The 14021-nt window shown below is 70.5% G+C and carries 16 protein-coding genes; 7 read left to right on the top strand and 9 right to left on the bottom strand.

The genetic code is table 11. The annotated features are described in order from the left end of the window. Positions 1-530: 530 nt before the first annotated feature. Positions 531-1127, bottom strand: a complete 597-nt coding sequence (locus tag ACTMTU_RS08065) for a hypothetical protein (protein WP_441262796.1) — start codon at positions 1125-1127, stop codon at positions 531-533. A 44-nt stretch (positions 1128-1171) separates the two neighbouring features. Then, positions 1172-1744 (bottom strand): dihydrofolate reductase family protein, encoded by a 573-nt coding sequence (locus ACTMTU_RS08060; protein ID WP_441262795.1) that lies wholly within the window; start codon positions 1742-1744, stop codon positions 1172-1174. 643 nt (positions 1745-2387) lie between these two features. Here ACTMTU_RS08060 and ACTMTU_RS08055 point away from each other — a divergent pair. The 3 genes from ACTMTU_RS08055 (at position 2388) to ACTMTU_RS08045 (ending at position 5841) form a co-directional block, all read left to right on the top strand. Beyond that, positions 2388-3800 carry a phosphatase PAP2 family protein gene (locus ACTMTU_RS08055; RefSeq protein WP_441263157.1) on the top strand — a complete coding sequence of 471 codons (1413 nt, stop codon included), beginning with the start codon at positions 2388-2390 and terminating at the stop codon, positions 3798-3800. A gap of 246 nt (positions 3801-4046) precedes the next feature. After that, positions 4047-4568 (top strand): ester cyclase, encoded by a 522-nt coding sequence (locus ACTMTU_RS08050; protein WP_441262794.1) that lies wholly within the window; start codon positions 4047-4049, stop codon positions 4566-4568. Positions 4569-4992: 424 nt separating this feature from the next. Beyond that, positions 4993-5841, top strand: coding sequence for an SAM-dependent methyltransferase (locus ACTMTU_RS08045; protein WP_441262793.1), 849 nt, complete (start codon positions 4993-4995; stop codon positions 5839-5841). 293 nt (positions 5842-6134) lie between these two features. Here the strand turns inward: ACTMTU_RS08045 and ACTMTU_RS08040 are convergent, their stop codons facing one another. Genes ACTMTU_RS08040 through ACTMTU_RS08030 form a run of 3 tightly spaced genes read right to left on the bottom strand, consistent with a single transcriptional unit; the run spans position 6135 to position 7343 of the window. Next, positions 6135-6785 carry a maltokinase N-terminal cap-like domain-containing protein gene (locus ACTMTU_RS08040; protein WP_441262792.1) on the bottom strand — a complete coding sequence of 217 codons (651 nt, stop codon included), beginning with the start codon at positions 6783-6785 and terminating at the stop codon, positions 6135-6137. Between the two features lie 52 nt (positions 6786-6837). After that, positions 6838-7137 (bottom strand): hypothetical protein, encoded by a 300-nt coding sequence (locus tag ACTMTU_RS08035; protein WP_441262791.1) that lies wholly within the window; start codon positions 7135-7137, stop codon positions 6838-6840. Between the two features lie 8 nt (positions 7138-7145). Continuing rightward, positions 7146-7343 (bottom strand): hypothetical protein, encoded by a 198-nt coding sequence (locus ACTMTU_RS08030; protein WP_441262790.1) that lies wholly within the window; start codon positions 7341-7343, stop codon positions 7146-7148. A gap of 68 nt (positions 7344-7411) precedes the next feature. On the opposite strand from ACTMTU_RS08030, the gene ACTMTU_RS08025 reads away from it, so the two are divergent. From ACTMTU_RS08025 to ACTMTU_RS08015, 3 genes are all read left to right on the top strand, one after another. Beyond that, the gene (locus tag ACTMTU_RS08025; protein WP_441262789.1) at positions 7412-7987 is read left to right on the top strand and encodes a flavoprotein; all 576 of its coding nucleotides are present in this window, start codon (positions 7412-7414) and stop codon (positions 7985-7987) included. A 202-nt stretch (positions 7988-8189) separates the two neighbouring features. After that, positions 8190-8987, top strand: coding sequence for a transglutaminase domain-containing protein (locus ACTMTU_RS08020; protein WP_441262788.1), 798 nt, complete (start codon positions 8190-8192; stop codon positions 8985-8987). A 194-nt stretch (positions 8988-9181) separates the two neighbouring features. Continuing rightward, positions 9182-9991 carry a maleylpyruvate isomerase family mycothiol-dependent enzyme gene (locus ACTMTU_RS08015; RefSeq protein WP_441262787.1) on the top strand — a complete coding sequence of 270 codons (810 nt, stop codon included), beginning with the start codon at positions 9182-9184 and terminating at the stop codon, positions 9989-9991. 43 nt (positions 9992-10034) lie between these two features. Here ACTMTU_RS08015 and ACTMTU_RS08010 read toward each other — a convergent pair whose 3' ends face one another. Beyond that, the gene (locus ACTMTU_RS08010; protein WP_441262786.1) at positions 10035-10376 is read right to left on the bottom strand and encodes a hypothetical protein; all 342 of its coding nucleotides are present in this window, start codon (positions 10374-10376) and stop codon (positions 10035-10037) included. 148 nt (positions 10377-10524) lie between these two features. Beyond that, entirely contained in the window at positions 10525-11304 is a 780-nt protein-coding gene (locus tag ACTMTU_RS08005; protein WP_441262785.1) for a VOC family protein, read from the bottom strand. Between the two features lie 288 nt (positions 11305-11592). Between ACTMTU_RS08005 and ACTMTU_RS08000 the strand changes: the two genes are divergently transcribed. Beyond that, a complete protein-coding gene (locus tag ACTMTU_RS08000) occupies positions 11593-12330 on the top strand; it encodes a class I SAM-dependent methyltransferase (protein ID WP_441262784.1) in 738 nt (245 codons plus the stop codon). Between the two features lie 105 nt (positions 12331-12435). On the opposite strand, the gene ACTMTU_RS07995 is transcribed toward ACTMTU_RS08000, so the two are convergent. Next, entirely contained in the window at positions 12436-13257 is an 822-nt protein-coding gene (locus ACTMTU_RS07995; protein WP_441262783.1) for an SAM-dependent methyltransferase, read from the bottom strand. A 228-nt stretch (positions 13258-13485) separates the two neighbouring features. Beyond that, positions 13486-13896 carry a four-helix bundle copper-binding protein gene (locus ACTMTU_RS07990; protein ID WP_441263156.1) on the bottom strand — a complete coding sequence of 137 codons (411 nt, stop codon included), beginning with the start codon at positions 13894-13896 and terminating at the stop codon, positions 13486-13488. Between the last annotated feature and the right edge of the window lie 125 nt (positions 13897-14021).

Raw genomic sequence — 14021 nt, 5'->3', positions numbered from 1 at the left:
CCGCATGGGCCAAGCGCCGGTACGGTGAGCGCGCTGCTCATCAGCGCGTGTCCTGGGCCGCCGGCGTGTGCTGCCGTTCACACGTACCTCTTTGTCGACGGCCTCGACGTGATCGCGCGCAGCGACAGCAGAATGGCCGGCCTGGCTCCGGCGCAACTGCTCCGCCCGGGCGGACCGCTCTACCCGACGGATATGCCGTGTCAGGTGGATGTGGCAACCCAGGAGCAGCCAGAGCCAGGGCCGGACAGGTTGACGATCCGAGTCAGGCTCCGGGGCGAGAGGGTCGTCTGGTCCGGCCTGATGTACCCGGGCCCCGATGGCAGGCCCGTGGAGGAAGTTCGCTTCAGCCTGGCGCAGTATGTGGGCGAGGTCGAGCGGGCATACGCGGCGCTGAGAGATCGGACCTGATCGTCAACGAGCTGTCCTTGCTCATATCGGTGGGGGCCGCCGGCCGAGGGGGCCCAGCAGGCAACTGCCGTGACAGCACCGGACCTTGGCGGCAGGTCCGCGAGAAAGGTGGGCCTCCGACCTCACAGAGCACGTGTCTGCCGGCGCCCGAGGGCGGCGCTTCGGTTGTGCATCGCCAGATCCCGTCGGGCCGCGAGGTGGAGCACGTTGAGTGCTTCAATGACGAAATTGCTCAACTCCCGCTGGCGGGCGCCCATTTCAGGGCCAGGGCCAGGGCGACGCGCCCGCTCCAGAAGGTTCCACGTTCTCTCGTTGACCGCTCTGGCGGCATCGGCAGCAGTATCGTCGCTCAGCAGAATGAGGCCTTCGAAGAGCACGGAGCGCTTGGCTTCTGCCGCCTCCATCTCGGCGAGCGCTTCGGTGTTGTCGTCGCCTCGTTCGCAAGCCTCCACAGCCTGTCGAGCGGTCCGAACTTCCTCCTTCACGCACGATGTGTACTGGATGCAGGCATCCAGCTTGCGTTCGTCCCGGCGCGTGGCGAGGGTCTGCCGGAACTTGGTCCGTTCGGCCCAGTGTGTGACGACGAAGGACAGGAGGGCACCCGAGAGGACGCCCACCAGCGTGATGATCTGGCTCGTCATGCCGACCAAGTCAGCTTCCCCGACAGGTACTTCCTCCGGGCCGGATGTCTGCCGGATCACGGGGACAACGACGGTCATCGGGGCCGACTCACTCAGCCAGGGCCCAAGCCGGTGAGCGGGCGTCAAGGCTTCGGGACTCCGTAACGCAGGTGGGTCACGGACCCCGCGACGGGCTGCCCCTGGGGGATCAGTTCGGCCCGCTCCCCGGCGAACAGCGGTGTGCCCTCTCCCATCAGCAGAGGGACGAGGTGGATGCGTACCTCGTCCAGCAGGCCCGCCCTGAGCAGCTGCCGGGCGACGGCGGCACCCAGCACGAGGACGTCCTTGTCACCCGCGGCTTCCTTGGCGCGCCGGGCCGCGGCGTGCAGCCCGTCGAAGGCGAACGTTCCGCCGTTGTCGCCGAGGAGGTCTTCCCTGGTCCGGTGGGTGACCACGAAGCTGGGGATACCAGGCCACGGCGTGCCGCCCCACGGGCCCAGGCCGAGGTCGAAGGTGCGTCGTCCGATGACGGTGGCCCCCACCGACGCATCCAATTCCTGGCGGATGCGGATGTCGACCCCGCCGTCAGGTCCCTTCCCGGCCATCCACTCGTGCAGCTGCTCGCCGCCCTCGCCCATGGGTTCCTCCTCCCGGACGTTCGGTCCGGCCGTGAACCCGTCCAGGGACATCGACACGTCCACTACCACCTTGCTCATGGCGAGTCTCCTTCGCTCTGTCGGCGCCGCCGTCCGGCGCCGGTGCTCCTCTGTGCGGCCGACTCCGGCCGGGGGCCCGGGAGAGGGCGACGCGCATCTCCAGCACCGGTCCCACGTCCCTCAACGGCTTCCCGGCCGGAGGCGGCCGTCCCCTCCGATGCGCCAATGTCACTCCGACGATCCGGTGTCGGCGACGGACGAACCACGCCGACGGCGGGCTCGCGACAGTCCCGCTCCCGAGACAGCCCGCCGTACGCCGGTGCAAGCCACCGGCGCCGGGAGTGTTCAGAGGTCCTGGGCAAGCAGAGGCGACGCCGGCCTGTGCGCACAGGCGAGCCGGCGTCCGGTATCGGTGTCGGAGAGCAGGCGCGTCTGCTTCGACCAGGCTCAGGCCGGACGGGCCCCGCACGCTCCCGCGAAGTCCCCGCCCGGGCCCTTCCGTCCACGGACGCGTCCACGGAGCCGCCGACCCCCCCCTCGATCACCGGACGCGCGGCGCTATTGGTCGCCATGGTCGGGCTGCGGGCGAAGGGCGAGCCGATTGCTGGATTTGACCTACCCGTGATGAGCGAAACCCGCTTTTTCCGCTAGCATGTTCGAGCTCATAACGATCATGTCAAAATATCACAAATCGGTTGAAAAATTGATATCCACACCAACGCGAGGGTCTTCGCGGCGAGGCGGTAGCCCTCGGTTCGATGCGTGGCGTCAGCCACGCGTCCTGCTGTGGGTCGCAGTGAGTGCGGTGGGCCTCGGATTCCTCATCGCACTGGAGATCGCCGCGCGTCGGTACGGTGAGCGAGGGCCGATCACCGACCAGGCGCGCGAGGTGATATTCGCCCCCAAATCGGGGACGGTGCTGTACGTCAGCATGGCATTGATGATGGTGGTGCTCACCTGGCGGCAGCGGTTCATCGCGCTCGGCGCCGCGATCGGCGTCGACGCCGTCTTCTGGCTTGTGCGGTGGGCTGTCGACGCCAAGATGATGGTCGGCAACGGCGCGTTGTGGGTGACTTTGGCCTGTGCCGTCATCGCCGTCACGCGCCGTACCGGCCGTGACCGCGCCCTGCTGCTGAAAGGCGTCGGACTGGCCCTGCTGCTCGTGGCCGGCCGCAAGACCGGCTACACCTGGCTGCTGATCACGTCGGAGACGCGCCCTACGGTGCTCGACCAGTACGTGGCGACCGCCGATCGCGCGTTGGGCGATCCGTCGTGGGTGGTCGGCCGGATCGTCGAGGCCACCGGTCCGGTCGGCGCCCATGTCCTCGACTGGGTCTACATTCAGCTCGCGGTGGCCGCGGTCGTCGTCGCGCTGTACCAGCTGCGCAACGTGGCGGCCGAGCGCCGCTTCCCGGGCCATCATCTGGTGCGCACGTTTCTGGCCATCGGCCTGCTCGGGCCGGGCATCTACATGATCTTCCCGGTGGTCGGACCGATCTTCGTCTACGGTGCCGACGGGGGGCAGTGGGCGGTCGCCGATCTGTGGCCGCACACGCCGCCGCCGGTCGGTGACCCGCAGCCGATGCTCTTCGACGGAACTCCGCCGCGGAATTGCATGCCCAGTCTGCACACGGCGTGGGCCACCGCGATCTTCATCCACTCCCTCAAGGGTCCCTGGGCCCTGCGATGCCTGGGCGCCTTCTGGCTGATCGCCACGCTCGGCGCGACGCTCGGCTTCGGCTACCACTACGGCGCGGACATCATCGCCGGTGTGGTCTTCACGCTCACGATCGAGACGGCTCTGCGCGCGCTCGACCGCGGCTGGGACCGGCCGGGTGTCCAGATGGTCGCCTACGGCACCGCGGTCTTCGCCGCGCTCTTGGTGTCGTACCGCTATCTGTCGGTGCAGATGGCCGAGCAACCGTGGGTGTTCGGGCCACTGCTGATGCTGGCGACGAGCTCAGTGGTCTACGGCTACGTGCGGACCACCAGAGTGTGGGAGCGGAAGGCCGCGTCGGTGCGCCTGCCGTCGCCGCGACGCGGACCGAAGCCGGAACTGGTCGAGCCGGGTGCGGCCGCTGCGGTCGCCGCCACCGACCGGGCCGGCCAGAGCTGAGGATCGACGAAACGGCGGATGCCGACGGTGCAGAACCGTCCGACGCCCGCCGGCGCGCAAAGGCCCCTCGCCGCTCACGGCGAGGGGCCTTCGGCATCTGCCCCGGAGGGCTTGCACGTCTCCCCGCATGTGACTGCGCAGAGCAAGTTCGTCTGCCGCTGCGGCGGCAGGCGTTCGGCGTCGTCCGGGACCCAGGGAAGTGCACGCCGGGCACCGTGCGCCGGCCGACCGGTCGGCGGAGGCGTGATGTCAGGCGCCACCCAGGTCACCGCCATAGGCTGGAAGAAGACCTCAAGGACGGAGCGCAGCATGGACCGCGATGCGATGCTCCGCCTTTTCGAGGCTCACCGAGAGGCCGAAGCCGCCCGGGACTATGACGCCATCCTCGCCACGTTCGCCGAAGACTGTTTCCTCGAGACGGTGCCGCTCGGGTTGCGGAGTGAGGGCAGGGAAGCGGCCCGAGCCGCTTACGTGGGATACTTCACCGCATTTCCCGATCTCAGCCCCGACGACCAGGGCATCGCTTTCGGGGACGACGTTCTCGTCGTCTGGGGCACGTTGCGCGGGACGAGCGGTGGCGCCTGGCTGGGCGTACCTCCGAGCGGTGGGTCTTTTGCCGTGCAATTCGCCAACGTCGTCCCGTTCAAAGGCGATCTCATGGCCGGCGAGAAGATCTATTTCGACCTTGCGACGCTCACAGAACAGGCCGGGTTGAATACCGAGCAGATTCGGACGGCCGCCAAGGCCCGCGCTGCGGGCGGCCCGTAGTACCACGAAGCAGCAGAGTCGCCCCTGGAGTGGACCTCGGGCCGTGGCCGGTCCACCTGCCACCACAGCCCCGGGCATCCGCCTGCGCGTCGCGCTGCCTCTGAGGGCGCACCTGCGGCCGCGGCGCGCGCCGCGCACAACTGTTTTGCCCTGGGACGAACGCAGTGCCTATGGTCTCTCTCATGCGCCCGTAAGTCTGACGTTCCCGTGCCCCGGCAGCCCGCCGGCCCCTGCGTGCCCCATACGGCACATTCCGGCCCCGGGCTGCTTCATCCGGCATGCCGTGACCAGCAGGCGCCCCTGCGCCGTCCTCGGCGCAGGCCCTTCGGCGAACACCCGGCACTCCGGCGCAGGAGTCGCCCCCTCCTGTGCGCGCTGGATGCCGTTCTTCTGCAGCATCACACGAATCACGGAAGTGGCCCCCATGTTCGAAGAACTCTCGGCTGTCATCGCCCGCCCCGCCGTCTACGGACAGGTGACGACACCGGAGCTGTGGACCGACCCTCACATTTCGGAGCGGATGCTCGCCGCTCACCTCGATCCGCACGTCGATCTCTCCACCTACCGGGCGGAGTACCTGGAACAGGTCGTGGCCTGGATCACCGACCGCTTCGATGTCGGCGCAGGTCGGCGCATCGCCGACTTCGGATGTGGCCCCGGCCTCTACACCACGCGCCTCGCTCGCACGGGTGCGTCCGTCACCGGCCTGGACATCTCCGCCCGCTCGCTCGGCCACGCCGACTCACTGGCACGCACCGAGGGGCTGTCCGTCCGCCATCTGCGCCAGAACTACCTCACCTACCGGGACGACGCTCGATACGACCTGATCCTGCTGGTCATGCGCGACTACTGTGCGCTGCCTCCGGACGGACGGAAGGCGCTTCTGCGTACGGTTCGTGAGCATCTCGAGACCGGTGGTTCCTTCGTCTTCGATGTCGACTCCGCATCCGCGTTCGCCGACGTGCGGGAGCGGTCGACCTACGCGCCGTCGCTCATGGACGGATTCTGGTCCGACCGGCCCTACTTCGGATTCCACAACACCTACCGGTACGAGCGCGAGTACGTATCGCTGGACAAGTACGAGATCTTCGAGGCCGGGCGGACGAGGGCCTTCTTCAACTGGGTTCGCTACTTCACCCTGGAGGACCTGACCGGAGAGCTGAACGAAGCCGGCTTCACCGATGTCCATGTCCTCGGTGATCTCACCGGATCGTCCTACGACCCTGAGGCGTCCCGGTTCGCCGCCATCGCGACGAAGGCCGCGGCCTGTTGATCGCCGTGCCGCGGGGCAGCGAGTGACCGACGGGCCGTGGCCCTTCTGTCGCCTCGACCCGGTGATCCACGCCCTCTCCCGGCTTCAGATCGTCTCCCTGCCGGCCGAGGCGACCGATGCGGAGTTCGGCTGTCGGCAAGCGCCCCCGCACACATCGTCGGTCGCCCCCTGGCCGACCACCCACCGAACTCCTGAGGTTCCGTTGAGGGACGGCGCGGAGTCCGGGGAGACGTCACGTTCCGGGGTGCGCCGGCCGTGAAGGCGGCGGAGGCGACCGGCGTTTGCCCGTTGCGTCAGGGTGTCGCGTCACCGAGGACGGCGAACCGGGAGCGGTTCTCGGTGCCGTCCGGGGTGTGCCAGCTCGCGGTGACGTGGGCCCTCGCATCCGGCATCGGAGCGGCGGGGTCCAGGCGGCGGGTCACGTGGAGGACCAGGCCGGGGGACACCGCGAGGTGCGTCCCGTGCTCGTCGTCGGTGACCGGCGCCGGCGTGACCGTGGGCGGGAGCGGGGCTCCGGCGAGGTGCGCGGTGACCGAGGGGTCGGGTGTGTCGCTCACGCTCTGCGCCTGCGGCTCGGCGTTGCCCTCGACAAGAGCGAGCAACTGTTCGACGAGGACCGGGTCATGAGTCCCGTCGTACACCCAGCGCGTGCCGAGGACGCCGTGCTCGGACGTGCCGATGAGAGCGGCCGCGTCGGCTCCCTCGAGCGGCGCCCCACGGTAGCTGAGAGGTACGTGGTACGAGCGCGGCCGGTCGCCGGAGGTGTCGGTGACCACCATGAACTCGATGCCCACCTCCCCCTTGGGGTCGTCGAGGCGGAAGCCGCCGGCCTTGGACAGTTCAGGCCGGCTCGCCGTGCCCTCGTACCAGGGCCGCGAGGGCAGCCAGGCGGCGAGGAGTTCCAGCTTGCCGGGGGTCATGGTGGTGCGGTGGATGACAGCCATGCTGCCTGAACGATCAGATGACGGCGGCGGATTCCCGTTCCCGGCAAACGCCCTACTCGGAGTGGGACTTCTGTGACGGCCACATGCCGTCGTCCGTGAACTGCGAACCCCAGTAGTACGGGTTGACGTCCCGGAGCGTACGGACGCACCATCCCGTCGCCGAGCCGGCGTCCGGGACCGCGACCTGGACCTCTGGGCCCCACATGGCGAGGCGTTCCTGGCAGATGCCGCACGGCGGCAGGATCAGTACCTGGTCCCGTTCCGGGTCCCGGTAGACGCAGACCGACGCCGTGACCCGCCGGTTCAGCGTGTACGCCTGGCAGATCGCGCCGGTCTCGTGGCAGAGGGACACCCCGCCGTTCAGGTGTCGAGGCCGACGCTGGTGAGTATCCCGCCGTCGTCCAGACGGAGCGCGGCGGCCCCGCCCGGCTCGTCGGCAGGCCACCGGCGGTTCAACTGCGCGAGCGCCGCGTCGACGAGCCTCTGATCCAGTCCCAGGTCCAGGTCCATGCCGCGCATCCTGGCATGCCGGCCGGGGCATGAGGTGGTGAAGATCATGAAGCGATCCAGGGGGCGTACGGGATTGCGCTCCTGGACGTGCGGAGGCGTGTGATCGGATGGAGCGCATGACGAGGACGACACTGCATCTTTTCTGCTCCGCCGCGCCTCCCGTGTTCGACGTCGCCCAGGTGATCGAGCAGGCGCAGGCCGGCGGGTGGGACGTATGTCTCGGCCTGACGCCCGACGCGGCACGCTGGCTGGAGCCCAGCCTCGACGGGCTGGCGGTGCTCACCGGCCACCCGGTCCGTTTCACCTACGACCGGCCCGGAGAGCCGGAGATCTGGCCGTCGGCCGACGCTGTCCTGTTCGCGCCGGTGACGTTCAACAGCCTCAACGCATGGGCCCTGGGCCTCACTTCGTCGTTCGTGGTGGGAGCCGCGGCGGAAGCGATCGGCAGGGGCGTCCCGACGGTGGCGGTGCCCTGCGTGAACGCCGCGTTCGCCCGGCACCCGCAGTTCGAAAGATCCGTGGAGACGCTCCGCTCGGCCGGCGTATCGGTCCTGTACGGCTACGGCGAGAACGGCCTCGCCCCGCACGAGCCGGGCCAGGCCCAGGGGCAGGGTCAGGAACAGGCGGGCGCGTACCCGTGGGGAGCGGCTCTGGACGTGGTGGGCGCGCAGGTCGCCGCCGGGCGGTCGTAACAGGCCCGGGGCGGGAGGCCGCCGGCCCGGTCGCCGGCGGCCCGCTCGTGCCACGCCCGCAGGCGGCCCGGGCGGTGGGGCGGCCGGTGACCGGGCAGCCGAGCGGGTCGGCCGACGACATAGTTGAGCGCGTTCAAAAACTCTGCCACGATGTCCCCGGCCGGCCGTGTACACCCGGCGCTGGACGAAAGGACGTCGTCGGATGACGAGCTCGCTTCTCCGGCCGCGAGGCCGTGTCCGTGCGCGTACGGCCCCCATGGGAATCGCCGAGGGCAGCACGGAGCCGACACGGATCCTCGACTGGCGGCACCCCGGGGTTGCCGAGCTCGTCAGCGGCCTCGGCACGACGACCGCGTCGGCTCCCGAAAACGCCGCCGAGGACCAGGTGCAGGCCCTGCGGAGGGCGCATCGGTGGATCGCCGAAGCCGTACGACCGGTGTACTCGGTGCAGGACGAGCGGCCCGTGTCGGACGTCCTGCGCCGCGGCCGGGGTTCCTGCAGCCAGCGCCTGGCCGTCCTGGAGTCCGTCGCGCGGGCGTCCGGGGTCGCCACGCGGGTACGCGGACTCGTGGTCGACGGAACGTTCTGGTATCCGCGCTTTCCCCGCCTGCACCAGATCGTCCCCGACCAGGTCCTCCTCGCATGGCCGGAATTCCGGATCGACGGCCTCTCGCCGGAAGGGCACCCCGCAGCGCCATGGCTGACGGTCTCCGAACTCTTCGGGGACCTCGGGGAGTTGAGTGGCGCTCCCGGTGGCGGCTTCACCAACGCCGGCGCGGAGACGCTCTTCGAGGCGCTGTCCCGGACGGCGATCGACTGGGACGGGTCGACGGCCTGCCCGTCCACCGGCGCGCCCTGCGACCTCTCGGCCCACGTCCTCGGGGACCTCGGGCACTTCGACTCGCGCGACGAGCTCTTCGCCCGGCACGGCCAGACGCTCTGCGGAATGGCCAGACTGCTGGCCGAGCCCGTCCTCGGCCGACGCGCGGCCGGCGCATAGCGGTGCCGCGGCCCGTACAGGCCGATGGAGCGGCAGGCCTCCGTCGCATGCAGGGCGGGACATGCCCAGGGGAACGGCAGCAGGACGGTGCAGCGGTACGTGGCCCTGCGTGAGCGGCGCGGCGGTGCGGGCGGGCCGGGTCGAGGGTACGGGGCCCGGCGTAGCCTGAGAGCGGGGGCTTGAGGAGGTGCACGATGGCCACGCCGACTGTCTCCGCGCGGGAGATCCCCCGGACCTCCGCCGCGCGGGCACGCGAGGTGAACGAGGCGGAAATACGTGCCTCGCTCGCGACGATGCGCGCGCTCGGCGACGAGCCCCAGGCATGGTCCCGGCCCACGGCCTGCGCGGGCTGGACGGTCCGCGACATGGTCGCCCACGAGGTCGGGCAGTACGAGGAGTTGCCCAAGCCGTGGCTCATGATCAGCCGGATGCGGCGCGGCCGGCAGGAACACCCCGGTCTCGGCCCGCTCGACGGTCACAACGCCCGCCAGGTCGAGGAACGCGGCGACGTGCCGGGTCCGGAACTGGCCGCCGAGTTCGCCCGCGTCGCCCCTCGGGGCGCCCGCTCCCTGCGCCGCATGCCCGCCCCGGTCCGGAAGCGGATGCGGCTCAGCATGATCTTTCCCGAGGGGAAGGCGCTCCCCGAGGACTCGATGGACTACCTGAACAGCGTCCTGGTCGCCCGGGACACGTGGATGCACCGCGTGGACATCAGCGACGCCACAGGGGTCGAGCTGGTCCTCGACGACCATGACCGCGAGATCGTGAACCAGATCGTGCTGGACCTGGCGCTCGGCTGGACCGGGCCGCCGTGCCTGCTCGAACTGTCGGGCCCGGCCGGCGGCCGTCATCGGCTGGGCAGCGGCCCGCCCGACGTCGTCCTGCGGGCGGACGCGATCGCCTTCGCCCGGCACGTGTCGGGGCGACCCGCGCGCGGCGAGCTGGTGTACGAGGGGGACAAGGACGCCGCTGCGGCCCTCGACGCGGCCCGGGTCCTCTTCTGAGCTCTTTCCGAGCGTCACGTGCCGGGCCGTCGACGGGCCGCGGCTAGTGGACGAAGCTGTAGCTCAGCCAAGGGCCCGCGCCCGGCGCCGCGACGTCGGACGTCATCGACGGAATGTAGATCGACTCGCCGCCGGAGCAGTCGTCCGTCGGGTAGACGATGGCGTCGGTCTCCGTCTCGTTCTCGACCGCGACGGCGCCGGGGTGCTCGAAGTGGTGGCAGCCGATGACCTCGGGGCTGGTGACCGTCGTGTGGTGTGCGTGGCCGGTCTCGTACGTGAGCGTGCCCACGGCGGTGCGGTCGAGGCCGGAGCAGCCCGCGGCGGTGAGGGCGAGGAGCACGGTCGCGGCAACGACGGCGGCATGCCGGTAAGGGGTCACGGACACGAGCGCTCCTCGTCCGGTCGGGGAAGGTCCTGGCGAAGGCCACCTTGCCGTCTCCCCAGGCCGGAGGCATCCGGGGAGCGGCCGGCCGGGGTACGGTCCCCTTGCCGGTGCCGCGCCCGTCCCGGCCGACGGAAGCCGGCCGGGACGGTCAGGACCGGAGCTCGGCGAGACGTGCGAGGGCGTCGCGGGCGGAGGCGCGCTCGTCCGCGCCGAGCTCGAGCCCGGCGGCCCGTGCCAGCATGCGCTCAGCCGTCTCCTCGTCGCCGAGCCGGTGCGCGACATCCGCGCGCAGCACCAGCAGGCGCAGCAGCTGCGGGGGATCGGGCTGCTCGCCGTCGAGTCGCAGGGCGCGGTCGATGATCTTCGCTGCGCCCGGCAGGTCCTGCTTGGAATCGACGAAGAGGTCGGCTGTGCGCAGCGCCCGCGCGAACCGCCCGGGGACCGGCCGTCTGTGGCCGCCGCCCGGTTCCGCGCCCTCCTTTCCGGGGTCGTTCCCCTTCCGACGCGCGTCGTGGTCCCCGTCCTGTTCCTGGATGCCGGCTTCCCCGATCTCCTGGCCGACGCGGATGCTGTTGCCGCCGGGATCGGTCATCAGGAACTGCCGCATCCCGTAGGACATGTCCTTCAGCGGCCCCATCCGCGGCAGTCCGCGGCCGGGGATCTTCCCGTAGGCGGCCTTGAGGCCGCCGCGGAAGGCGGCGTAGAGCCCTTCGACGTCGTCCGTGACGATGTAGCAGCCGGAGTAGGACTCCGCGGGGTCGAACCCCTTCATGGCGAAGAACTGCAGCTGGACCGGGCCGCGTTCCACGACCGCGTACGGATAGGGGCTCTTCTGGAAGAAGGTCGTCCCGAAGCCCAGCGCTGTGTAGAAGTCGACCACCGGCTGGATGGCGTGGCAGGGGAGCAGGGGGATGGTCTTCTCGGTCACGCGGAGAAGAGTAGTCAAAGTTGACTAGCGGCGCCACACGGAGCAGCGGAATCTCCGCCGTGACGCCCGGAAAACCCGCTCCGGCGTCCGCCGTTCTGCCGTCCTCAGCGCCTTCGGCGGGGGCGCCCGACGACGTGTGCGCGCGGCGCGGGGCAGGGCTCGACCGGCTGGCCGACAGCCCGCAGGGCGCCCGTCCAGAGGCTTTCCGAAGAACGCTCGCACCGGCCCTGAGCTGGGCTTCTGTGCCGTTCGGCCGTAGCGTTCGATCATCGTTGAAAGGGGGTCCCGATGGATCGGGGCATACGTACGGTCGACGACGTCATGAAGCTTCTGGACGGGCTGTTCGCGCCGGAGGCCGACCGCTGGACCGAGGGTGCGGCCGACTGGTGGGACGGCTTCTACAGCGACCGCTCCAAGTCCGTGCCGTTCTTCGTGGCGAAGCCGGACGAGAACCTGGTCTCGTACCTCGACAGGGGCCTGATCACCCCGGGCCGGGCGCTCGATCTGGGCTGCGGCCCCGGCCGCAACGCCCTGCACCTCGCCGCACTGGGCTTCCAGGTGGACGCCGTCGACCTGTCGCCGGTGGCGATCTCCTGGGCCGAGGAACGCGCACGCGAGACCGGGGCCGGGAGCGCGGTCCGGTTCCACCGCGGTGACGCCTTCGCTCTCGACCCGGTCGAATTCGGCGGCCCGTACGACCTGGTCTACGACTCGGGCTGCTTCCACCATCTGCCGCCGCACCGGCGCGTCAGCTACCGCCGGCTCCTCGACCGGGTCCTCGCTCCCGGCGGTCGCTTCGCCCTCACCTGTTTCGCGTCGGGCGCGATGGGATCCGAACTGCCCGACGCCGACTTCTACGGTCAGTCCCGGCTGCACGGCGGCCTCGCCTACACGCCCGAGTCGCTGCGGTGGATCTTCTCCGACCTGGAGGAGGTCGAGCTGCGTCGTATGCGCGACGAACCGGACGGGTCCCCGTGCTTCGGCGAGGCCTTCCTTTGGTCGGCGCTGTTCCGCCGGCCTTCCTGAGGAAGGTCGTCCCAGGGCAGCCCTTCCCTGAACGGCCGTCCGCCCAAGGGCAGTAGCAGCGCCGCCGTCCCCGGGAGCCGGGGACGGCGGCGTCGTTCCGCTCCGCTACGGCTTGCGGCCCACCGCGCCGTACGCGTCCACGGCCTTCGCGTCGGCCGTGTCGTCGGACTCCGGGCGCCACTGCGTCACCTGGACGACTCCGGGCTCCTCCACCTCCAGGCCGTCGAAGAACGCGGCGATCTCGTCGACGCTCCGCACGTAATACGGCACCGCGCCACTGGCGTTGTACGCCTCGGACGCGGCGATCATGCCCGGGCTGGTGGCGGTGCTGTCGCTGATCACGAGGTAACTGCCCGACGGGAGACCCGCCATCAGCCGGTTCACCAGGTCCCGCGCCCGGTCGTGGTCGGCGACGTGGCCGAGCGTGTTGAGGATCATCAGCGCGACCGGCCGGGACAGGTCAAGCGTGCCCTCGGCGGCCTTGAGGATTTCCTCGGGGGCGTAGAGATCGGCGTCCAGATACGCCGTCCTGCCCTCGGGCGTGCTCGTGAGCAGGGCCCGGGCGTGCGCCAGCACGAGCGGGTCGCTGTCGACGTACACGATCCGCGCGTCGGGGGCGACGCGCTGCGCGACCTCGTGGGTGTTGTCGGCGGTGGGCAGGCCGGTGCCGATGTCGAGGAACTGGCGGATGCCCTGCTCGCCCGCGAGATGGCGGACCGCGCGTCCCAGGAACTGGCGGCTCGTGCGCGCCACGTCGACGAGGCCCGGGAAGATGTCCTTGATGTGGTCGCCGGTCTCGCGGTCGATCTCGTAGTGGTCCTTGCCGCCGACGAAGTAGTTCCAGAAACGGGCGGAATGGGGCTTGCTCGTGTCGATCCGGGCGCGTATGTCTGCGGCGGCGGCGAGCTGGGGGTCGTGTTCTGACACGAGTGGGCCTCCTGGGCGCGAAACGATTCCTCGACCAGGTCCCAACCTAGACCAATCAGCCGGGGGACGGCTCGTTCCCCGGTGACCCGCCTCGCGTTCAACTCGCCTGACACGCAGGGCGTTTACGGGCGGGAGCGGAACGGACGGCCGGGTCGGCGCTCACGCCGTCCCGTGCCCGTCCGCCTGTCCGCCGGGTCCGCAACGCCTTGGCGCGGCGGCGGAGTTGTCTCATCCGAGGGTGGCGAGCAGTTCGTTGCACGCCTGTTCGCAGGTCCGGCACGCCTCGGCGCAGAGACGGCAGTGCTCGTGCATGTCGGCGTGCTTCGCGCACTCGTCCGCGCAGGCCTTGCAGGCGATCGCACAAGCCTGCACGATCGCGCGGGTGATGTTCGCGTCGTAACCGGTGTGGCGCGACAGGACGGCCGCGGTGGCGGTGCAGATGTCGGCGCAGTCCATGTCGGTGCGGATGCACTTCGTCAGGTCGCCGACCATGCCCTCGGAGAGGCAGGCGTCGGCGCAGGCCGTACACGCCTGTGCGCAGGCGGCGCACGCCTCGATGCAGCGGCTCATGGCGTCCGGGTCGACGCCGCCGAGGTCGGCGGGATAGGTGTTCAGCATGTCCTTCGCGGACGCGGTCATGGCCATCGTCATCTCCTCGTCGTGTGCGGCGGCGCCCGGGCGGCGCGCGCAGGACGGGTAGCACGGCGCGGGACTCCCAAACGGGGGCGGTGCCGGGCCGCGGGGCAGGCAGATCGGGCAGCGGA

This window comes from Streptomyces sp. OZ13 (genome assembly GCF_052068155.1).
In the GTDB taxonomy this organism is placed as follows: Bacteria; Actinomycetota; Actinomycetes; order Streptomycetales; family Streptomycetaceae; genus Streptomyces.
This window is presented reverse-complemented; position numbering and strand designations above follow the sequence as displayed.